At 59.3% G+C, this 21,923-nt stretch carries 15 protein-coding genes; 7 read left to right on the top strand and 8 right to left on the bottom strand.

Going from position 1 to position 21,923, the window contains the following annotated elements:
* Nucleotides 1-47: 47 nt before the first annotated feature.
* The 7 genes from nusA to JMV15_RS17430 all read left to right on the top strand — a co-directional run bounded on the left by nusA (nt 48) and on the right by JMV15_RS17430 (nt 9,151).
* Nucleotides 48-1,529 carry a transcription termination factor NusA gene (gene nusA, locus JMV15_RS17400; RefSeq protein ID WP_003194187.1) on the top strand — a complete coding sequence of 494 codons (1,482 nt, stop codon included), beginning with the start codon at nt 48-50 and terminating at the stop codon, nt 1,527-1,529.
* Between the two features lie 27 nt (nt 1,530-1,556).
* Entirely contained in the window at nt 1,557-4,073 is a 2,517-nt protein-coding gene (gene infB, locus JMV15_RS17405) for a translation initiation factor IF-2 (protein ID WP_003194185.1), read from the top strand.
* A 159-nt stretch (nt 4,074-4,232) separates the two neighbouring features.
* Complete coding sequence (gene rbfA / locus JMV15_RS17410) at nt 4,233-4,628, top strand: 30S ribosome-binding factor RbfA (protein ID WP_003176137.1); 396 nt, start codon at nt 4,233-4,235, stop codon at nt 4,626-4,628.
* A 3-nt stretch (nt 4,629-4,631) separates the two neighbouring features.
* Nucleotides 4,632-5,549 (top strand): tRNA pseudouridine(55) synthase TruB, encoded by a 918-nt coding sequence (gene truB, locus JMV15_RS17415; RefSeq protein WP_019817949.1) that lies wholly within the window; start codon nt 4,632-4,634, stop codon nt 5,547-5,549.
* A 116-nt stretch (nt 5,550-5,665) separates the two neighbouring features.
* The gene (gene rpsO, locus JMV15_RS17420) at nt 5,666-5,935 is read left to right on the top strand and encodes a 30S ribosomal protein S15 (protein WP_003177875.1); all 270 of its coding nucleotides are present in this window, start codon (nt 5,666-5,668) and stop codon (nt 5,933-5,935) included.
* A 195-nt stretch (nt 5,936-6,130) separates the two neighbouring features.
* The gene (gene pnp / locus JMV15_RS17425) at nt 6,131-8,236 is read left to right on the top strand and encodes a polyribonucleotide nucleotidyltransferase (protein WP_038451499.1); all 2,106 of its coding nucleotides are present in this window, start codon (nt 6,131-6,133) and stop codon (nt 8,234-8,236) included.
* Nucleotides 8,237-8,530: 294 nt separating this feature from the next.
* Nucleotides 8,531-9,151 carry a BON domain-containing protein gene (locus JMV15_RS17430; protein WP_014719949.1) on the top strand — a complete coding sequence of 207 codons (621 nt, stop codon included), beginning with the start codon at nt 8,531-8,533 and terminating at the stop codon, nt 9,149-9,151.
* A 298-nt stretch (nt 9,152-9,449) separates the two neighbouring features.
* On the opposite strand, the gene JMV15_RS17435 is transcribed toward JMV15_RS17430, so the two are convergent.
* The 8 genes from JMV15_RS17435 to JMV15_RS17470 form a co-directional block, all read right to left on the bottom strand.
* Nucleotides 9,450-12,371, bottom strand: a complete 2,922-nt coding sequence (locus JMV15_RS17435; protein WP_038451497.1) for a DUF748 domain-containing protein — start codon at nt 12,369-12,371, stop codon at nt 9,450-9,452.
* 88 nt (nt 12,372-12,459) lie between these two features.
* Entirely contained in the window at nt 12,460-13,476 is a 1,017-nt protein-coding gene (locus JMV15_RS17440; RefSeq protein ID WP_014719947.1) for a class I SAM-dependent rRNA methyltransferase, read from the bottom strand.
* 92 nt (nt 13,477-13,568) lie between these two features.
* On the bottom strand, nt 13,569-15,506 hold the full coding sequence (acs, locus tag JMV15_RS17445) for an acetate--CoA ligase (protein WP_038451495.1): 1,938 nt from the start codon (nt 15,504-15,506) through the stop codon (nt 13,569-13,571).
* Between the two features lie 105 nt (nt 15,507-15,611).
* Nucleotides 15,612-17,276 carry a glucose-6-phosphate isomerase gene (pgi, locus tag JMV15_RS17450; protein WP_003194166.1) on the bottom strand — a complete coding sequence of 555 codons (1,665 nt, stop codon included), beginning with the start codon at nt 17,274-17,276 and terminating at the stop codon, nt 15,612-15,614.
* A gap of 224 nt (nt 17,277-17,500) precedes the next feature.
* A complete protein-coding gene (panC, locus tag JMV15_RS17455; protein ID WP_014719945.1) occupies nt 17,501-18,352 on the bottom strand; it encodes a pantoate--beta-alanine ligase in 852 nt (283 codons plus the stop codon).
* Nucleotides 18,349-19,149, bottom strand: coding sequence for a 3-methyl-2-oxobutanoate hydroxymethyltransferase (gene panB / locus JMV15_RS17460; protein ID WP_014719944.1), 801 nt, complete (start codon nt 19,147-19,149; stop codon nt 18,349-18,351). The genes panC and panB overlap by 4 nt, the downstream gene beginning before the upstream one ends.
* 364 nt (nt 19,150-19,513) lie before the next feature.
* Nucleotides 19,514-19,999 carry a 2-amino-4-hydroxy-6-hydroxymethyldihydropteridine diphosphokinase gene (gene folK / locus JMV15_RS17465; RefSeq protein ID WP_038451493.1) on the bottom strand — a complete coding sequence of 162 codons (486 nt, stop codon included), beginning with the start codon at nt 19,997-19,999 and terminating at the stop codon, nt 19,514-19,516.
* A gap of 2 nt (nt 20,000-20,001) precedes the next feature.
* On the bottom strand, nt 20,002-21,405 hold the full coding sequence (locus JMV15_RS17470; RefSeq protein ID WP_003194157.1) for a polynucleotide adenylyltransferase PcnB: 1,404 nt from the start codon (nt 21,403-21,405) through the stop codon (nt 20,002-20,004).
* Nucleotides 21,406-21,923: the final 518 nt, after the last annotated feature.

Raw genomic sequence — 21,923 nt, forward strand, 5'->3', positions numbered from 1 at the left:
GACGCGGATCCCGCGGATCCAATGGCTTGCGAAAGGCGAGGCGTACGATGAGCAAAGAAGTACTGCTGGTTGTTGAGTCGGTATCCAATGAAAAGGGTGTACCGGCAAGCGTGATTTTTGAAGCGTTGGAGCTGGCCCTGGCCACTGCTACCAAGAAACGTTTTGAAGACGAAGTAGATCTGCGTGTGGAAATCAACCGCCACACCGGTGCCTATGAGACTTTCCGTCGCTGGACGGTGGTCGAAGAGGACGATCTTGATGATCCGGCCATCGAAACCTGGCCAAGCAAGGTTGCGCAAACGCATCCGGGCGCTCAGGTTGGCGATGTTGTCGAAGAAAAGATCGAGTCGATCGAATTCGGCCGTATTGCTGCACAGACCGCCAAGCAGGTCATTGTGCAGAAGGTTCGCGAAGCCGAGCGCGCTCAAGTCGTTGACGCCTATCGCGAACGCCTGGGTGAAATCATCTCTGGCACCGTGAAAAAAGTTACCCGCGACAACGTGATCGTCGACCTGGGCAACAACGCCGAAGCGTTGCTGGCCCGCGAAGACATCATCTCTCGCGAAACCTTCCGTGTCGGCGTGCGTCTGCGTGCGCTGCTCAAGGAAATCCGCACCGAGAACCGCGGCCCGCAGTTGATCCTGTCGCGTACCGCGCCGGAAATGCTGATCGAGCTGTTCCGTATCGAAGTGCCGGAAATCGCCGAAGGCCTGATCGAAGTGATGGCTGCGTCCCGTGACCCGGGTTCGCGTGCCAAGATCGCGGTCCGCTCCAAGGACAAACGCATCGACCCGCAAGGCGCTTGCATCGGTATGCGCGGTTCGCGCGTCCAGGCAGTGTCGGGAGAATTGGGCGGTGAGCGTGTGGACATCGTCCTGTGGGACGATAACCCGGCGCAGTTCGTGATCAACGCCATGTCGCCAGCTGAAGTGGCGGCAATTATCGTTGACGAAGATGCCCATGCAATGGACATCGCCGTTGGCGCAGACAATCTGGCTCAGGCCATTGGTCGTGGTGGTCAGAACGTGCGTCTGGCCAGCCAACTGACCGGCTGGACCCTGAACGTGATGACCGAATCGGACATCCAGGCTAAGCAGCAAGCTGAAACCGGTGACATCCTGCGCAACTTCATCGAAGAGTTGGAAGTCGATGAAGAACTGGCACAGGTGCTGGTAGATGAAGGCTTCACCAGCCTGGAAGAGATTGCCTACGTACCGTTGGAAGAAATGCTCAACATCGACGGCTTTGACGAGGATATCGTCAACGAGCTCCGCGCTCGGGCCAAGGATCGTTTGTTGACTAAAGCCATCGCTACTGAGGAAAAGCTGGCAGACGCCCATCCGGCCGAAGACCTGCTCTCGCTTGAGGGTATGGACAAGGATTTGGCGATGGAACTGGCGGTGCGCGGCGTAATTACCCGCGAAGACCTGGCCGAGCAGTCTATTGACGATCTGCTCGACATCGACGGCATTGACGAAGATCGTGCCGGCAAGTTGATCATGGCCGCCCGAGCCCATTGGTTCGAGTAATTAGGCGCGGCCTGAGGAGAGAAGTGCATGACGCAAGTCACGGTGAAACAACTGGCCGATGAGGTCAAAACACCGGTAGAGCGCCTGTTGCAGCAGATGCGTGAGGCAGGTCTGCCGCACACCGCCGCCGATGAAGGTGTGAGCGATAGTGAGAAGCAGTCTTTGCTGACTCACTTGAAGAGCAGCCACAAGGCGAAAGTGGAAGAACCGCGCAAGATTACATTGCAGCGCAAAACCACCAGCACCCTGCGGGTTGCAGGTAGCAAGAGCATCAGCGTTGAAGTACGCAAGAAGAAAGTCTTCGTACAGCGCAGCCCGGAAGAAATCGAAGCCGAGCGCAAACGCGAGCTGGAAGAACGTCGCGCAGTAGAAAATGCTGCACGTCAGAAGGCTGAAGAAGAAGCCAAGCGTCGCGCCGAAGAAGAAGCGCGTCGCCAGCCTGCTGCTGCGCAACCTGCTGCCACTGACGCGGTCGCCGCCCCTGTTGAAGCTGTGCGTGAGGCTGCCCCGGCTGCCGCCGCACCTGCTCCTGCAGCAGACGCCCGCAAGCGCGACGAGCCTCGTCGTCCGGACAAACCACGTGCTGACGACAACAATCGTCGCGGTGGTGGTGGCGATGGCGAGCGTAAAAACGCTCCGCACCGCGCCTCGGTCAAAGAGAAAGCGCCTGCGCCACGCGTTGCCCCACGTACCACCGACGAAGAAAGCGATGGCTTCCGTCGTGGTGGTCGCGGCAAGGCCAAGCTGAAGAAGCGCAACGCCCACGGTTTCCAGAGCCCAACCGGCCCTGTCGTGCGTGAAGTGAAGATCGGCGAGACCATCACTGTGGGCGATCTGGCCCAGCAGATGTCGGTCAAGGCTGCTGAAATCATCAAGTTCATGTTCAAGCTGGGCACTCCGGCCACCATCAACCAGGTACTGGACCAGGAAACTGCCCAGTTGGTTGCTGAAGAGCTGGGCCACAAAGTGACCCTGGTCAGCGACACCGCCCTGGAAGATTCCCTGGCCGAGTCCCTGAAGTTTGAAGGTGAAGCGGTTTCCCGTGCGCCGGTCGTGACCGTAATGGGCCACGTTGACCACGGTAAGACTTCCCTGCTCGACTACATCCGTCGTGCCAAGGTTGCCGCAGGCGAAGCCGGTGGTATTACCCAGCACATCGGTGCATACCACGTTGAAACCGAACGCGGCATGGTCACCTTCCTCGACACCCCAGGTCACGCCGCGTTTACCGCAATGCGTGCCCGTGGTGCCAAGGCGACCGACATCGTCATCCTGGTGGTTGCAGCGGACGACGGCGTAATGCCGCAGACCATTGAAGCCGTCCAGCACGCCAAGGCTGCCGGTGTTCCTCTGGTCGTTGCCGTGAACAAAATCGACAAGCCGGGCGCCGATCTCGATCGCATCCGTAGCGAACTGTCGGTTCACGGCGTGACGTCCGAGGAATGGGGTGGCGAGACGCCATTCGTATCGGTCTCGGCGAAAATGGGTACCGGCGTTGACGAACTGCTCGAAGCGGTCCTGTTGCAAGCCGAAGTCCTGGAACTGACCGCTACTCCATCGGCTCCTGGCCGTGGCGTCGTGGTGGAGTCCCGTCTCGACAAGGGCCGTGGCCCGGTTGCCACCGTGCTGGTCCAAGACGGTACCCTGCGCCAAGGCGACATGGTACTGGTCGGTTCGAACTACGGCCGTGTACGTGCCATGCTCGACGAGAACGGCAAGCCAATCAAGGAAGCAGGCCCTGCTATCCCAGTCGAGATTCTCGGCCTGGACGGTACGCCGGACGCTGGCGACGAGATGAGCGTAGTGGCTGATGAGAAGAAAGCCCGTGAAGTGGCTCTGTTCCGTCAAGGCAAGTTCCGCGAGGTCAAGCTGGCCCGTGCTCACGCCGGCAAGCTGGAAAACATCTTCGAGAACATGGGCCAGGAAGAGAAGAAGACGCTTAACATCGTCCTCAAGTCTGACGTTCGTGGTTCCCTCGAAGCGTTGAACGGCGCCTTGAACGGCCTGGGTAACGACGAAGTGCAAGTGCGCGTTGTCGGTGGCGGTGTCGGTGGTATCACCGAATCCGACGCCAACCTGGCACTGGCTTCCAACGCTGTACTGTTCGGCTTCAACGTGCGTGCCGATGCTGGCGCTCGCAAGATCGTCGAGCAGGAAGGCCTGGACATGCGTTACTACAACGTCATCTACGACATCATCGAAGACGTCAAGAAGGCCCTTACCGGCATGCTTGGCAGTGACGTCCGGGAGAACATCCTGGGTATCGCCGAGGTGCGTGACGTGTTCCGCTCGCCGAAATTCGGCGCGATTGCCGGCTGTATGGTGGTTGAAGGCACTGTGTACCGTAACCGTCCAATCCGTGTACTGCGTGAAGACATCGTTATCTTCGAAGGCGAGCTGGAATCCCTGCGCCGCTTCAAGGATGACGCTGCCGAAGTACGTGCCGGCATGGAATGCGGTATCGGCGTCAAGAGCTACAACGACGTCAAGGTTGGCGACAAGATCGAAGTCTTCGAGAAGGTTCAGGTTGCTCGCAGCCTCTAACTCGCGCACTTCAGGAGCCGCGCAGCGTGTGGGCATGCAGATGCCCCGCGCAGCGTCAGGACTCTAAACGCAACGCCCGGTCTGGCTTTTGTCAGGCCGGGCGTTTGCCGCTTTCAGACCCCACGGGTTTCACCGTGTGGCAGTAACAGGTAACAAGACATGGCAAAAGAATACAGCCGTACCCAGCGTATCGGCGATCAGATGCAGCGTGAGCTGGCCCAACTGATCCGCCGCGAAGTCAAAGACCCACGCGTTGGCCTGGTCACCATTACCGCTGTTGAAGTGAGCCGTGACGTGGGTCACGCCAAGATCTTCATCACCGTAATGGGGCAGGACAACAGCGAAGAAATTGCGCAAAGCATCAAGGTGCTCAACTCTGCTGCAGGTTTCCTGCGTATGCAGTTGGCCCGTGAAATGAAGCTGCGCAGCGTTCCACAGTTGCACTTCCACTACGACGAAAGCGTCGTGCGTGGCGCGCACCTGTCGGCCCTGATCGAGCGCGCCGTGGCTGAAGACAGCCAGCATCCGTCCACACCTGAAGACGCCAAGGAGTAAGCGGTGGCTCAGGTCAAACGTATTCGTCGCAACGTCAGTGGCATCATTCTGCTCGACAAACCCATTGGCTTTACCTCCAATGCCGCGTTGCAGAAGGTTCGCTGGCTGCTCAACGCCGAGAAGGCCGGGCATACCGGCAGCCTTGATCCATTGGCCACCGGTGTATTGCCGTTGTGCTTTGGCGAGGCCACCAAGTTTTCGCAATACCTACTTGATTCCGACAAGGGTTACGAAACCCTGATGCAACTGGGCAAGACCACCACCACGGCGGATGCCGAAGGTGATGTTTTGCGGGTTCGCGACGTGACCGTTGGTCGTGCGGATATCGAAGCTGCCTTACCCGCTTTTCGTGGGCAAATCAGTCAGATACCGCCGATGTACTCGGCACTCAAGCGCGATGGCCAGCCACTTTACAAGCTGGCACGTGCGGGCGAAGTAGTGGAGCGCGAACCGCGTTCTGTTACTATTGCGCGCTTGGAATTGCTCGCTTGTGAAGGCGACACTGCCCGTTTGGCCGTGGACTGCAGCAAAGGCACCTATATCCGTACCCTGGTGGAAGATATTGGTGAAAAGCTCGGTTGCGGCGCGTACGTTGCAGAACTGCGACGCACCCAGGCCGGGCCTTTCAGCCTGGCCCAGACGGTCACGCTGGAAGAGTTGGAAGCGGTACACGCCGAGGGCGGCAATGAAGCGGTTGATCGCTTCCTCATGCCATCGGACAGCGGTTTGCTCGATTGGCCGCTGCTGCACTTCTCGGAGCACAGCGCGTTCTACTGGCTCAACGGCCAGCCGGTACGCGCCCCGGATGCCCCGAAGTTCGGCATGGTGCGAGTACAGGATCATAACGGTCGCTTTATCGGTATCGGTGAAGTGAGCGAAGACGGGCGCATCGCGCCGCGTCGGCTGATTCGGTCAGAATGACCGAACGAGTGTGGCTGTTAACAGGCATGGTCAACACTCATTTTTAGATACAGGGATTTGTCCCTGGCCTGTTGAAACTGCCCTTTGGGTGGTTTCCTTAAAAAAAGGATTGCCTCATGGCTCTCGACGTTCAAGAAAAAGCACAAATCGTAGCTGACTATCAGCAAGCTGTTGGTGACACTGGTTCGCCAGAAGTGCAAGTTGCACTGCTGACCCACAACATCAACAAACTGCAAGGTCACTTCAAGGCCAACGGTAAAGACCACCACTCCCGTCGTGGTCTGATCCGCATGGTAAACCAGCGCCGTAAGCTGCTGGACTACCTGAAAGGCAAGGATCTGGGTCGTTATCAGACTCTGATCGGTCGCCTGGGTCTGCGTCGCTAATAAGCGATTGCGCTAGAGGTTGGTTGTCTGCCGCGTGTCATCGGGATTCCCGGTGGCCCGTGGTAGGCTCCCAGCCTCAAGTTTTATCTGGATACACGTTTTACCCTGGACGAGCGTCGGGCCGATTCCCGGCATTGCCCAAGAATTTCGCAAGAAGACAAGTTCCCCCAAGAGCCACAAAGAAGGTAGGACACCGTGAACCCGGTTATCAAAAAATTCCAGTTCGGTCAGTCGACCGTTACCCTCGAGACAGGCCGTATCGCCCGTCAAGCCTCCGGCGCAGTGCTGGTTACCGTTGACGACGACGTGACCGTACTGGTGACCGTTGTTGGCGCCAAGACCGCTGACCCGAGCAAGGGCTTCTTCCCTCTGTCCGTTCACTACCAGGAAAAGACTTACGCTGCCGGTAAGATCCCTGGCGGTTTCTTCAAGCGCGAAGGCCGTCCTTCCGAGAAAGAAACCCTGACTTCCCGACTGATCGACCGTCCGATCCGTCCGCTGTTCCCAGAAGGCTTCATGAACGAAGTGCAGGTTGTCTGCACCGTCGTTTCCACCAGCAAGAAGACCGATCCGGACATCGCTGCGATGATCGGTACCTCGGCTGCCCTGGCCATCTCCGGTATTCCTTTCGATGGCCCGATCGGCGCTGCCCGCGTTGCGTTCCACGAAAGCACCGGCTACCTGCTGAACCCGACTTACGAGCAACAGAAAGCCTCGAGCCTGGACATGGTCGTTGCCGGTACGTCCGAAGCCGTATTGATGGTTGAATCGGAAGCCAAAGAGCTGACCGAAGACCAGATGCTGGGTGCCGTACTGTTTGCTCACGACGAGTTCCAGGTTGTGATCAACGCGGTTAAAGAACTGGCTGCCGAAGCTGCCAAGCCGACCTGGACCTGGGCTGCTGCCCCGGAAGCCACCGAACTGCTGGGCGCTATCCGCTCCGAGTTCGGCGCTGCCATCTCCGACGCCTACACCATCACCGTCAAGGCCGACCGCTACGCTCGCCTGGGTGAGCTGAAGGACCAGGTCGTTGCCAAGCTGTCCGGTGAAGAAGGCCAGCCTTCTTCCAGCGAAGTCAAAGCTGCTTTCGGTGAGATCGAATACCGCACCGTTCGCGAAAACATCGTTAACGGCAAGCCACGTATCGACGGTCGCGACACCTGCACCGTGCGTCCGCTGAACATCGAAGTCGGCGTACTGCCGAAGACTCACGGTTCGGCGCTGTTCACCCGTGGCGAAACCCAGGCCCTGGTCGTTGCGACCCTGGGTACTGCCCGCGACGCACAACTGCTGGACACCCTGGAAGGCGAGAAAAAAGACCCCTTCATGCTGCACTACAACTTCCCTCCGTTCTCGGTGGGCGAGTGTGGTCGTATGGGCGGCGCGGGTCGTCGTGAAATCGGTCACGGCCGTCTGGCTCGTCGTTCGGTTCAGGCCATGCTGCCTGCCGCTGACGTGTTCCCGTACACCATCCGTGTTGTATCGGAAATCACCGAGTCCAACGGTTCCAGCTCCATGGCTTCGGTCTGCGGTGCTTCCCTGGCGCTGATGGACGCCGGTGTGCCAATGAAGGCACCGGTTGCCGGTATCGCCATGGGCCTGGTTAAAGAAGGCGAGAAGTTCGCCATCCTGACCGACATCCTGGGTGACGAAGACCACCTGGGCGACATGGACTTCAAAGTAGCCGGTACCGCCAAAGGTGTGACCGCGCTGCAGATGGACATCAAGATCAAGGGCATCACCGAAGAGATCATGGAAATCGCCCTGGGCCAAGCCCTGGAAGCGCGCCTGAACATCCTCGGCCAGATGAACCAGATCATTGGTCAGTCCCGCACCGAACTGTCGGAAAATGCTCCGACCATGATCGCGATGAAAATCGACACCGACAAAATCCGTGATGTCATCGGTAAAGGCGGCGCGACCATCCGTGCGATCTGTGAAGAAACCAAGGCTTCGATCGACATCGAGGACGACGGTTCGATCAAGATCTTCGGCGAAACCAAGGAAGCGGCTGAAGCAGCACGCCAGCGCGTACTGGGTATCACTGCTGAGGCCGAGATCGGCAAGATCTACGTAGGCAAGGTTGAGCGCATCGTCGACTTCGGCGCGTTCGTCAACATCCTCCCGGGCAAAGACGGTCTGGTTCACATCTCCATGCTGAGCGATGCTCGCGTTGAGAAAGTGACCGACATTCTGAAAGAAGGCCAGGAAGTGGAAGTGCTGGTACTGGACGTGGACAACCGCGGCCGTATCAAGCTGTCCATCAAGGACGTAGCAGCAGCCAAGGCTTCGGGCGTTTAATCACCCGCAGGCTTCACGCTGAAAAAAGGACTCCTCGGAGTCCTTTTTTTATGGGCGCGAGAAAATGAAGCAGAATCAGCTGTTTAGCGCCGCCCAAAAGCCGCAACTTGCATGCAGGCACGATGAGCTTCATGCAAGTTGCACGATTTCGAAAATTCATGCTTTTCATAAGTCATTGTTTAATAAGGGATTTAATCTGTTCGGCGAGTTGGCACACTGCCTGCAATATCCCTGGTAGCGCTGCAGCATGAAGGTTTACGCCTGCAGACTTTTAATAAAACAGGAGTTACTCGTATGAAGAAGTTCGCTCTCGCTACTGCTACCGCTCTGACCCTGGCCATGGGTGCTAACGTAGCCTTTGCTCAGACTTCCCAAGCCCCTATGACTTTGGCGGCCGGTGAAGCGACCAAGGCTAAGGAAAGCGTTTCGGATACTTGGATCACCACTAAAGTCAAAGCTGACCTGCTGACCGAAAAAGGCATTCCAGGTTCGGACATCAAGGTTGAGACCAACAAAGGTGTGGTTTCCCTGTCCTCCGACGTAGCAGTCTCGGATTCGCAGAAAGCTACTGCTGTAGCCATCACCAAGAAAATCAAAGGTGTGACTGCGGTTTCTGCTGACGGCCTGCTGGCTGGCGGTGCTACCAAAGCTGACGGCATCGACAAAACCAAAGGCGCTGCCCACGACGCTAAAGAGACCACCAGTGATACCTGGATCACTACCAAAGTGAAGGCTGACCTGGTCACTGAAAAAGGCATTCCTGGCACCGACATCAAGGTTGAAACCAACAAAGGTGTTGTATCCCTGTCGTCGCCTACCGCTGTGACCGCTTCGCAGAAAGAAACGGCTGTAGCGATCACCAAGAAGATCAAAGGCGTTAAAGCTGTATCGGCCGATGGCCTGAAAGCAGAGTAACGTTGACGTTTCGTCTGGACTGAATAGCGGCGGCTTAGGGTGAGTTAGATATCCACCTGACGCACCTCTGGAGTTCATGCGACCGACCACACGGATGTGGTCATTACAGGCCCCGGCACTTGTGTCGGGGCCTGTTCTATTTCAGGCTGAAACAGAATGATCAGGTCAAAACACACATACACAAAAAATGTGGGAGCTGGCTTGCCTGCGATGCTGGCACCTCGGTCATTCAGTTGCACCGAGGTGATGCTATCGCAGGCAAGCCAGCTCCCACATTAGGATGGGTAGTGCTTAGAAGTTACTCAGCATCCAGATGCATTGGAGTGATCACCCGGCCATCTTTCTCGGCCTGCCCCAGCTGCGCATCGATGAAGTACACGCGGTCATCTTCCAACTGGCCCTTGTCTACCAGGTAATCCTTGATCGTGCTGGCTCGGTCCTGCCCCAACTGGCGCAGCAGTACATCACTGCCGCTCCAGAACTTGATCACACCGTCCTTGAGTTTCGCCGAGCGCTCATCGCTGCCCAGGTCTTTCCATTCGGCCGGGGGTTGCTGTTTGAGGCGGGTGCGGTAGATGCCTTCCAGCAATGGTGCTTTTTCCTTCTCTGGCACTTCAAGCAGGGAGGCTTGGGCCGGGACCTTGTCGCCACGGCGCTGGAGGATCTTGTAGTAGTTATATTGGTATTCACGCTCCAGTCGCTGTGCGGCCAGGAACGGCCCGTCGCTGCTGGCAGCGGCGGTGCCTTCAATTTCCAGGCGCAGGGCAGGGCGTTCTTTCAGCGCCTTGGCCAGGGTGTTCAGAGCGCCTTCGGCGTCTTTGTTCAGCTCACTGGAGCCTGCGGCGAACGACACATTGCCCAGGTCTTCAGAGCCACCACCGGTGACCAGCCCGCCAATGAACTTGAAGGGCGCGGTTGCCGCGCGTACCACGAGGTTGCGCAGGGTCTGCCACACAATCGGCATCACGCTGAATTGCGGGTTGTTCAGGTCGCCGCTTACTGGCAGTTCGATGGAGATCTTGCCGTCGGAGTCCTTGAGCAGGGCGACAGCCAGGCGAATCGGTAAGTCCACGGCATCGGAGCTGTCGACTTTTTCACCCAACTGCAGTTGCTCGACCACCACTTTGTTTTCAGCCTTCAACTGGCCTTTGGTGATCACGTAGTGCAGATCGAGATTCAGGCGACCCTTGCGGATGCGGAAGCCTGCGAATTTACCTGAGTAAGGTGTCAGGTTGGTCAGCTCGACACGCTTGAAGCTGGTGGCGATGTCCAGCGCGGCCATCGGGTCAAACGGGTTCACGCTGCCTTTGATCGTCACTGGTGCGTATCGGTCCACCTTGCCCTTGATGTCGACGCTGGCCGGTTTGGCCTGGCGACTGTCGATGGTGCCAATCTGGCCGTTGAGCTGTTGAATCGCGGTGGCAAAGTTGGGCGTGAGGCTAAAGTCAGCAAAGTTGGCCGAACCGTCGTTGATCGCGATCTGCCCGATATGAATGCCCAGGGGTTTGTCGTTACTGGCGGCAGGTTTGGCGGCCGACTTGCTGCCACTGTCGGCCGGCTGCGGAATCAGCAGGTCGTCGATGTTGGTGGTGCGATCTTCGTTGATCATGAAGCGCGCATACGGCTGCAACAGGTTGACCTTGTCGATCGACAGGCTTTGGCCGTGCTGGTAGTTCACGCCCTCTAGCACCAGGCGCTGCCACTTGAGGAAGTCGCGGGTCTTCAGGGTGTCCAGGGTATGCAACTGGTCAACCTGGGCGCGGCCGGTGACCTGGAGGGCCAGTGGCTCGGTGCTTTTGAGGTTTACGTCCAGGTTGCTGCCGAGCATGCCGCTGCGCAATTCCAGGCGAATAAACGGGCTGATATAGGCCTGGGCGACCCGCAGGTCGATGTCCTGGGTGTTCACTTTCAGCTTGGCACTGACCGGGTTGAGGTTAACCTCGCCGGTTGCCTGGATCTTGCCTTGCTTACCCAGGCCGGTGTCGACCTTCAAGGCGAAGGGGCTCTGGTTGAGGCTGTCGAAGTTCTGTACGTCGACATTCAACGGGCCCAGTTCCAGCGCGACCGCAGGTTTAGCCTGGCGGTCGGCCAGGTGCACCTGATAGTTACGCAGTTGCACATCCTTGAGCAGCACTTGCCACGGTTTGCTCGGGGCCGCCGGTTGCGCCGACGGCGCGTCGGCAGCGGTTGGTTCCGGTGCCTTGGCCGGTTTGCTCGGTTGGCTGGCGAACAGCTTCTGCCAGTCCAATTGACCATCGGCCTCACGGGCGGCCCAGGTTTCCAGCTTGTTGCTGCGGATCTTGCCGATAATGACCTGCTGCTTGGCCAGGTCTACCGTGGTTTCGCTGACGTCCAGGCGTTCCAGGCGTGCCAGTGGCCGGCCATCGGGGGCCTTTATAGCAAAGGGGGCGATGCTGGCGGCGGTGTTGGTCAGGTTCAGCTCGGTTTCTTTGGCCAGGCTGAATTTGTAGTCAGTGCTGAAGTTGAGCACCCCGTCTTCCAGCACCAGTGGCAGGGCGTCACGTACATACGGCCACCAGGCTTTCATTTTGCCGTCGGTCACCTTCAAGGTGCCTTCGGAGGTGATCGGTACCAGACTGAAGTTGCCTTTCCAGTCGATTTGCCCACCTTCGGGGCCGGCGGCGACCAGGGTCATGTCGGCATTGTCGTCGGGCAAAGTGCTAAGGTTTTTCAGCTCGAAGTCGAGTTCGTCGTAGAGGAATTCGATGGGCTCGCTGGGGCGCAGGTCCTGGAAATGCAGGTTACCACCGGCCAGCTTGATGCTGTCGATACGCAGTGGGAACGGCTTGGCATCAGGATCGGCCGGGGTTGGCTCGCTCGGCGGCAGTTTGAACAACTGCGCCAGGTTCAGTTGGCCGGACTTGTCGAACAGCAGTTCGGTCTTGGGCTTGTCCAGTTGCACATCAGCCAGGTGCAGGGCGCGGGTCCAGAGGCTGTCGATCTGCAGGTTGGCGTAGAGGTGTTCGAAACCTACTTGCTCTTTGCCTGGCTCACCGATCTTCAGGCCCCACAGCGTCAGTTCCAGGCTGAAGGGGTTGAGCTCGATGCGCTCGATTCGCGACGGCACCGTGGCGTAATTGGCCAACTGTTGGTTGGCAATGCGAAGGGCGATGCCGGGTAATATCAGAAAGCCCAGCAAGCTGTACAAAGCAAGGGCGGTCAACAAGGCGCCTACGGCGCGGATCAATCCTTTGGGCATGGGTGAACGCCATCTATGTCGAACGAGAGTGCCTTGGAGTATGGCACGGGAATTCGGTTCCGAAGAACCGTGGGCGCTGGGAAACTTCCTACAAATGCAGGATCAGGGTCTTCAACGGGGGCTGTTGATCCCTGGAAGGAAAGTCGGCCCCAGGTGTCATCACTTGCCACTCGCGTACCGGGCGCCCGGCTTTTTCCGCGCAGCGCAGCACCTGCTCACGCCAGTCCTCCATGCTGACTTTTGCCAGGTTGTTGCAGCAAATCAGTACGCCATTATCGGCGGTGGCCAGCAGTGCGGGTTTGAGCAGGCTTTGATAGTCGCGCAACAAATCGACGGTGCCGAAAGCGCTCTTGGCCCAGGCGGGAGGATCGAGCAGTACCAGGTCGTACTGGCGCTGTTCCAGGCGCGGATAGCTCGGCAGCTTCTGCCCGCGACGCTGGGTGATCGGCAGGCCCGCCAGTTGGCGAATCGCCGGGAAGTAATCGGACTGTACAAACTCCATGCTAGGCAACTGCGGGTTGAGCTGGCCGTTTTCACGCCCCACCGCCAGGTTGCCCTCGGCGAAATCCAGGTTGCACACTTCCCGTGCGCCCCCCGCCGCTGCGCTCAAACCTACCCCACAGGTGTAGGCGAACAGGTTCAGCACGCTTTTGCCGGCGCTGTGGTCCTTGACCCAGCCCCGGGTGTTGCGCAGGTCGAGGAACAGCAGTGGGTCTTGCCCGGCGTGGCGCCCACGCACACGGTAATTGAGGCCCCACTCGTGGCCGACCAGGTCTTCCAATGCGCCAGGCTCGGCGCGGTACACCGTGTCTTCGCGGTCGATGCGCGAGTTGCCGCGGGCACGGTCGTTGTACACCAGCAACAATTCCAGGCCCATGTATTGGTTGATCAGTTGGTGCAGGTCCAGCAGGTCTGCGGTTTCCAGGGACTGGTGGAAGCTTTGTACCAGCAATTGCGGGCCGTAGCGGTCGATGGTCAAGCCCCCGGCGCCTTCCTGGCTGCCGTGAAACAGCCGATAGCAGTCCGTACCCTGGGCGTGCAGCGTGTTGATCAGGTCTTGGCGGTGATCGAGGGCGGCGCGCAGCGCCTGATTCAAGGGAGTCATGGAGCGCGCCTTGCTGGTAGATGAATAAGAAAAAGGGGGCGCGAAGTTTAACAGCTAACCCCGGCCTGCACAGGCCGGGGATAATCCTGGCCCTACCGGTTGAGGCGTTTGTCGATCAAACCGTCCACCACGCTGGGGTCGGCCAGGGTCGAGGTGTCGCCCAGGCTGTCCAGTTCGTTACAGGCGATCTTGCGCAAGATGCGTCGCATGATCTTGCCGGAGCGGGTTTTCGGCAGGGCAGGGGCCCATTGGATCAATTCCGGTTTGGCGAAGCTGCCAATCTCCTTGCTGACCAACTCCAGCAGGTGCTTTTTCAACGCGTCGCTGGGTTCGACGCCATTCATGGGGGTGACAAAGGCGTAGATGCCCTGGCCTTTGACGTCGTGGGGGTAGCCCACCACGGCGGCTTCGGCGACCTGATCATGCAGCACCAGCGCACTTTCCACCTCTGCGGTGCCGATGCGATGGCCGGACACGTTGATCACATCGTCGATCCGCCCGGTGATCCAGTAGTCGCCGTCTTCATCGCGCCGTGCGCCATCCCCGGTGAAGTAGTAGCCGGGGTAGGGCTTGAAGTAGGTGTCGATCATGCGCTGCGGGTCGCCGTAGACGCTGCGAATCTGCCCCGGCCAGCTTGATTTGATGGCGAGTACACCGCTGCCGGCGCCGCTGATTTCCTTGCCTTGTTCATCAAGCAACACCGGTTGTACGCCGAACATGGGCTGTGTCGCGCAGCCCGGTTTGATGCGCTGGGCGCTGACCAGCGGGCTGAGCATGATGCCGCCGGTTTCGGTCTGCCACCAGGTATCAACAATCGGGCAGCGCTGTTCGCCGACGGCGTTGAAATACCAGTCCCAGGCTTCCGGGTTGATCGGCTCACCTACGCTGCCCAGCAGGCGCAGGCTGGCGCGCGATGTACTCTGCAGCGGGCCGTGGCCTTCGCGCATCAGGGCGCGCAGGGCGGTGGGCGCTGTGTAGAAGATATTCACCTTGTGTTTATCGATGACCTGCCAGAAGCGCGAACTGTCCGGATAACTCGGCACGCCTTCGAACATCAGCGAGGTGGCGCCATTGGCCAGCGGGCCATAAACGATATAGCTGTGGCCGGTGACCCAGCCCACGTCGGCGGTGCACCAGAACACTTCGCCTTCTTGGTAATCGAGCACGTACTTGAAGGTCATCGCCGCTTGCAGCAGGTAGCCAGCGGTGGTGTGCAACACGCCTTTGGGTTTGCCGGTGCTGCCGGAGGTATACAGGATAAACAGCGGGTCTTCGGCGTCCATCGGCTCGGGTGGGCAGTTGTCGCTGGCGGCGTCCAGGGCGGCTTGGTATTTGAGGTCGCGGCCCTCGTGCCAATTCACGCCCGCCCCGGTGCGCTCCACCACCAGTACCGTGCTGACATTCGGGCAACTGGCCAGGGCCTTGTCGACGTTCTGTTTCAGCGCCACGGGCTTGCCACCGCGTATGCCTTCGTCGGCGGTGATCACGGTGCGGCAATCGGCGTCGAGGATGCGGTCGCGCAGGGCGTCAGGAGAGAAACCACCAAACACCACCGAGTGCACTGCGCCAATTCGCGTGCAGGCCAGCATGGCGTACGCCGCCTCGGGGATCATCGGCATATAGATGCACACGCGATCACCTTTGTTCACGCCACGGCTTTTCAACACATTGGCCAGGCGGCTGACGTTTTGGTGCAGTTGGCGGTAAGTAATCGTGCAGGATGTTGACGGATCATCGCCTTCCCAGATGAAAGCCGGCTGATCGGCGCGTTGCGCCAGATGGCGGTCGATGCAGTTGTAGCTGACGTTCAACTGGCCACCGGCAAACCATTGGGCGGCACCGGTGTGGATGTCTGACTGCTGGACGCTGTGCCAGGGTTTTATCCAGTCGAGAAAGCCCTTGGCCTGTTCGGCCCAGAAGGTGTCTGGCTGGTCGATGGATTGGCGATAGAGGCGCTGGTAGTCCTCTTGACTGAGCTGCGCAGCCCGGCGGACGGCATCGGCGGTGGGAAAGGTGCTGATATCGAACATGAGCGCTCCTTATTCTTGTTTTTGCGACAAGTCATAAAGATGCACCCTGGGGCGGGAGGGTTCAAGGCCAACGTCCAAACGGACGTTGGCCTTGAATGAACGGCTTCAGCCGCGGTGGCGACCACGGAAGTAGTTGATCAGGCCCTGGGTCGAAGCATCTTCGGCCAAGGTTTCTTCGGCGCCGGTCAGGCGGTTGTACACGCCTTTGCCCAGCTCCTTGCCCAGTTCAACGCCCCATTGGTCGAAGGCATTGATGCCCCACACCACGCTCTGCACGAACACCTTGTGCTCATACATCGCCACCAGCGCACCCAGGCGGCGTGGGCTGATGCGCTCGACCACCAGGGTGTTGCTCGGACGGTTGCCCGGGATCACCTTGTGCGGTGCCAGCTTCTGTACTTCGGCTTCCGGCAAGCCCTTCTCACGCAGCTCGGCTTCGGCCTCGCTGCGGGTCTTGCCGAGCATCAGCGCCTGGCTCTGGGACAGGCAGTTGGCGTACAGCCACTGGTGATGATCAGAGACCGGGTTGAAGCTGACGATCGGCACGATGAAGTCGGCCGGGATCAGTTGAGTCCCTTGGTGCAGCAACTGGTGGTAAGCGTGCTGGCCGTTGCAGCCTACGCCGCCCCAGATCACCGGGCCGGTATCGGTGGACACTGGCGTGCCATCCTGGCGCACGCTCTTGCCGTTGGATTCCATGTCCAGCTGCTGCAAATGTTTGGTGATATTGCGCAGGTAATGGTCGTACGGCAGGATCGCATGGCTCTGCGCACCCCAGAAGTTGCCGTACCACACCCCCAGCAAGCCCAGCAGCACGGGCATGTTGGCTTCGAACGGCGCGTTCAGGAAGTGCTGGTCCATGGTGTAGGCACCCGACAGCAGTTCCTTGAAGTTGGACATGCCGATAGCCAGGGCAATTGGCAAGCCGATGGCAGACCACAGCGAGTAGCGCCCACCGACCCAGTCCCACATGGGGAAGATGTTTTCTTCGCGGATACCGAAGGCCACGGCTGCGGCATTGTTGCTCGAGACGGCGATGAAGTGGCGATACAGTTCGGCTTCCGAGCCTCCCTGGGCCAGGTACCAGGCGCGGGCGGCCTGGGCGTTTTTCAGGGTTTCCAGGGTGTTGAAGGATTTGGACGAGACGATAAACAGCGTGGTCTCGGCGCGCAGCTTCATGGTCAGTTCGTGGAACTCGCTGCCGTCGATGTTCGCCAGGTAGTGGCAACGCACACCTTTATGGGCGTAGGACAGCAAGGCCTCCGAGACCAATTCCGGGCCGAGGAACGAGCCACCGATGCCGATGTTCACCACGTCGGTGATCGGCTTCTCGGTGTAGCCACGCCACAGGCCGTCGTGGATACGGCCGACCAGGTCAGTGATCTGATTCAGCACCTTGTGCACGTCCGGCATGATGTTCACGCCGTTGACCGACAGCTTATCGCCCACCGGGCGGCGCAGGGCGGTGTGCAGGGCAGGGCGGCCCTCAGAGGAGTTGACCGGTTCGCCAGCGTACTGCGCGTCGATCGCCGCCTTGAGATTGACTTCCTTGGCCAGGCCCACCAACAGGTCGCGGGTTTCGCTGGTGATCAGGTTTTTCGAGTAATCGAGGAAAAGTCCGCAGCTGCTCAAGGTGAACTGGGAAAAACGCTGAGGATCGGCATTGAACGCCTCGCGCATGCTGAAATCCTGCATGGCTTGGCGATGTTGAACAAGCGCTTGCCAGGCGGGCAGCGCGGTAACGTCATGAGGGGTGCGGTAGTACGCCATCGCTGCGGGTTTCCTTTTATTACGGGGACTGCCTTTAGGACACTTCAAAGCCCGGAACATCCAGTCTTATCGCAAGGATTGGGTTCCAGACAGCGCTAACCATAGCGCAGGGCAGTTACATTAAACCTAGCGTGTGGATATGTCTTGGCTTTGTCTGCGCTGTGGCCGGTACTTTTTTATACCGGCACAGCCGCCGGGGCAACAGGTTGAGGGTAAAGCGGGGGTCAGGCGAGGTTCAGGTGCAGGTTATCGATGAGGCGTGTTGCCCCCAGATAAGCGGCGACCAGGATCACCACATCACGATCTTCAGCCGTGGCCGGGCGCAGATGTACGCCTTGGCGCACTTCCAGGTAGTCCATGCGCAGCCCAGCGGCTTCAATCTGCTGAATGTGCTCGGCGCGAAGCCTGGCAAAATCATGATCGCCGCCTTGGATGGCCGTGGCGATCTGGCTGAGCGCGCGGTACAGCACTGGTGCGACCGCACGTTGCTCCTCGGTGAGGTAACCGTTGCGTGATGACAGCGCGAGGCCGTCCTCGGCGCGCACGGTAGGCTCGCCGATGATCTGGATCGGCATGTTCAGGTCGCGGACCATGGCGCGGATCACCGCCAACTGCTGGTAGTCCTTCTGGCCGAATACGGCCATGTCCGGCTGGACCATGTTGAACAGCTTGCTGACCACCGTGGCCACGCCTTCGAAGTGCCCTGGGCGGCTGGCGCCGCACAAGCCTTCGGACAGCTGTGGCACGCTGACTCGGGTCTGGCCGTTCATGCCATCGGGGTACATTTCCTCGACCGTGGGCGCAAACAGCAGGTTGCAGCCCGCCTGCAGAAGTTTTTCCTGGTCGGCGGCCAACGTGCGCGGGTATTTGTCCAGGTCTTCGCCCGCGCCGAATTGCAGCGGGTTGACGAAAATGCTCGCCACTACGAAGTCCGCTTGCTGCGCGGCCTTGGTCACCAGGGTGGCGTGGCCGCTGTGCAGGTTACCCATGGTGGGCACAAAGCCGATGCGTTTGCCGGCGCTGCGGGCGTGGGTTACGGCAGCCCGCAGTTCGCGGACGGTTTTAACGGTGTTCATGCCGAGAACCCGTGTTCAATACCTGGGAAAGTTACATTCTTGACTTCGCTGACGTAGGCGCTCAGGGCCGCGTGGATGCTGTCCTGGCCGGCCATGAAGTTCTTCACGAACTTCGGTACGTGGCCAGTGATCGACAGGCCGAGCATGTCGTGCAATACCAGCACTTGGCCGTCGGTGGCGGAACCTGCGCCAATCCCGATCACGGGCACTTTGACGGCCTGGGTGATTTCGGCGGCCAGTTCGCTCGGCACGCACTCCAGCAGAATCATCGCAGCACCGGCTTGTTCCAGTGCAATAGCATCGGCGCGCATCTGGCGGGCCTGGGCTTCATTGCGGCCCTGGACCTTGTAACCACCGAGGATATTGACCGACTGCGGTGTCAGGCCCATGTGCGCGCACACTGGCACGCCGCGCTCGGCCAGCAACCGGATCGACTCGGCCAGCCACACGGCACCTTCGACTTTGATCATATGCGCGCCCGCCTGCATCAGCTTGCCGGCGTTCAGGAAGGTTTGCTCAAGGGTGGCGTAACCCATGAACGGCAGGTCCGCGATGATCAAGGCGCCATCATTGCCACGCTTGACGCTGGCGGTGTGGTAGGCGAGTTCATCGGTGGTCACGGGCAGCGTGCTGTCATTCCCTTGAAGAACCATGCCCAGGGAGTCGCCCACCAGCAGCACTTCGACGCCAGCCTGGCAGCTGGCGTGGGCGAAGGTGGCGTCATAGCAGGTCAGCATGGTGATTTTTTCACCTTTGAGCTTGAGGCTCTGCAAGGTGGTCAGGGTAATGTCTGGCATGAAAGGGTCCTCGTTCAGGCGCTTGGAAACAGCGAGTAACGCGCGTGAGTCTTCGTTTATACAGGCGCACTGTCTTGAAAGCAGTGCTTATAAGGCCTGGATTGCGCCCTGTCGCGCCGGGTTGGCGGCAGCGGGACGCCTATAGTCGTGAGGAGGACACGGGAAGTCAATTGGATGTGTTACCGCATTGTTACGATGGCGGTGTTACCGCTGTTACTGACGCGATTCAGCAAGATGGGCACAGGCTTGGGGCGCACTGAATATCCAATGTGGGAGCTGGCTTGCCTGCGATGGCATCACCTCGGTGTGGCTGATACACCGTGTCGCTTGCATCGCAGGCAAGCCAGCTCCCACATTGACCGGGTCATTCTTGAGGGAGGCGTTCCAGGCCGACGAACGGGCAGGCGGTGAGCAGGTCGCTTAAACGCTGGCCGTCAGGCAGCTGCAGGTCGGCTGGCGCCAACTCAGCCAACGGATACAGTACAAACGCGCGCAGATGCATCTGGTAGTGCGGCACCTTGAGGCGCGGCTCATCGATCAGGCGATCACCGAACAGCAGGATATCCAGGTCCAAGGTGCGCGGGCCCCAGCGTTCCAGGCGTTCGCGGCCCTGATCGTTTTCGATGGCTTGCAGCGCATCGAGCAGGTCCAATGGCGCCAGGTGACTGTCCAGCGCCGCAACGGCGTTGGTGTAGGGCGGCTGGCCGGGCAGCAGTGAATCGCTTTGATAGAAGGCGGACACACCGGCGAGCTGAGTGCCAGGCAATTGCGCCAGCGCCTGGATCGCGCTGCGCAATTGTTCCTCCGGGGTAGCCAGGTTGCTGCCCATGCCGATGTAGATACGTTCCACGTTTATTCGCCCGCAGCGCCCGAGGCATCGGCACTGCTGCGTTTACGCTTGGTGCCGCTGCGGCGACGCTTTTTCGGGCCTTCGCCGGCGCTATCACCTTTGCTGCCCAGTTCACGAATCATTTCGCGGCGCTGGCTGTCATTGGCGTCCTGATAATCGGTCCACCATTCACCCAGGCCATCGGTCTGCTCGCCCGCGCTTTCGCGTAGCAGCAGGAAGTCGTAGCCGGCACGGAAGCGCGGGTTGTCCAGCAACAGATCGGCGCGCTTGCCGCTGCGGCGTGGCAGGCGCTCCTGCATGTCCCAGATTTCGCGGATCGGCATGGTGAAACGTTTGGGGATGGCGATGCGTTGGCACTGTTCGGCGATCAGCTCGTGAGCCGCTTCCTGCATGGCCGGGATCGGCGGCATGCCACGGTCCTGCAGGCGCAGTACGCGTTTGGGCAGGGCCGGCCACAACAAGGCGGCAAACAGGAACGCCGGGGTCACCGGTTTGTTTTGCTTGATGCGCAGGTCGGTGTTGATCAAGGCTTCGCTGATCAAGGTGTGGGTGTACGTCGGGTTGTACTCCAAGGCCTCGGCGCTGGCCGGGAACAGGGGGTCGAACAACTGCAGGTCCACCAGCATTTCAAAGGTGTCGGCGGCGTAGCCCGAAAGGAACAGCTTGAGCACTTCCTCAAACAGGCGTGCCGAGGGGATTTCCCGCAGCATCGGCGCCAGTTCGCGAATCGGTGCGGCGGTGTGTTTTTCGATGCCAAAGTTGAGCTTGGCGGCGAATCGCACGGCACGCAGCATGCGCACCGGGTCTTCCTGGTAGCGCTGCGTCGGGTCGCCGATCAGCCGGATCAGGTTGTTGCGAATGTCGTGTACGCCGTTGGCGTAATCGAGGATGCGCTCGCTGACCGGGTCGTAATACAAGGCGTTGATGGTGAAGTCGCGACGTTGCGCGTCCTCTTCCAGGGTGCCATAGACGTTATCGCGCAGGATGCGCCCGCTCTCGTTGCGGGAAGACTGGTTGGTGTCCTCCTCTTCATCGTTTTGCGGGTGACCGGCGCGGAACGTTGCGACCTCGATGATTTCGCGACCAAAGTGGATATGCACCAGCTTGAAGCGCCGGCCGATGATTCGTGCATTACGAAACTCGGCGCGCACTTGTTCAGGCGTGGCACTGGTGGCGACGTCGAAATCCTTGGGCGTGATGTTGAGCAACATGTCGCGTACGCAGCCACCCACCAGGTAGGCCTGGTAGCCGGCGTTCTGCAAACGTTCGACGATGTTCACTGCATAACGGCTGAATTGAGCGCGCTGCAGCGAATGCTGGCTGCTATTGAGCACTTCAGGCGTGCTGCGTTTGTGTTGCGTTCGACGCAAGGGAGAACGGAATGACTGGAACAACTTCTTCAGCATGGGATGCACTGTTTGAAGGAATGTTCGGCCATAACGAAGAATGACCGCATGATGGGCGGGGATTCTAGCATTTAGTCAGGGGATGGTGTAGGAACAAGCTAAAGGCATTGCGCCATAAGCGTTTGCAGGTCAAATCCCGGAAACTACAAGGGGAGCCGAAGCTCCCCCAGAAGTAGTTGCGTGCTCTATTTTTATTATTGATGTCGGGCTTCTTGTTTTTGTTGATCGCCCTCGCCACGAAGTTTCACCTTCATGACACTCCCAATCGGGAGTCAAGAGCAAACGGATTGCTTTGGTCGCTGTGTTGCTGATCTACGATCCAACCAGTTCAGGCTCTGCCTTAGGGCAGTTTTTGTTGTTCTCGGCCTGGTTGCGGGGCAAGCCCCAAATGCAACGCCTCTCCAAAAGAATCAGTTAGCTGCGCCTCCGCCGTGTTGTTTTTGTTATGCGTGAGTCGATTCGTCTTATTTTTATTGTCTTGTACAAAGCTTGTTATTGTTTTTGTACTGAGCATATAG

Source organism: Pseudomonas paracarnis, assembly GCF_904063055.1.
Lineage (GTDB): Bacteria > Pseudomonadota > Gammaproteobacteria > Pseudomonadales > Pseudomonadaceae > Aquipseudomonas > Aquipseudomonas paracarnis.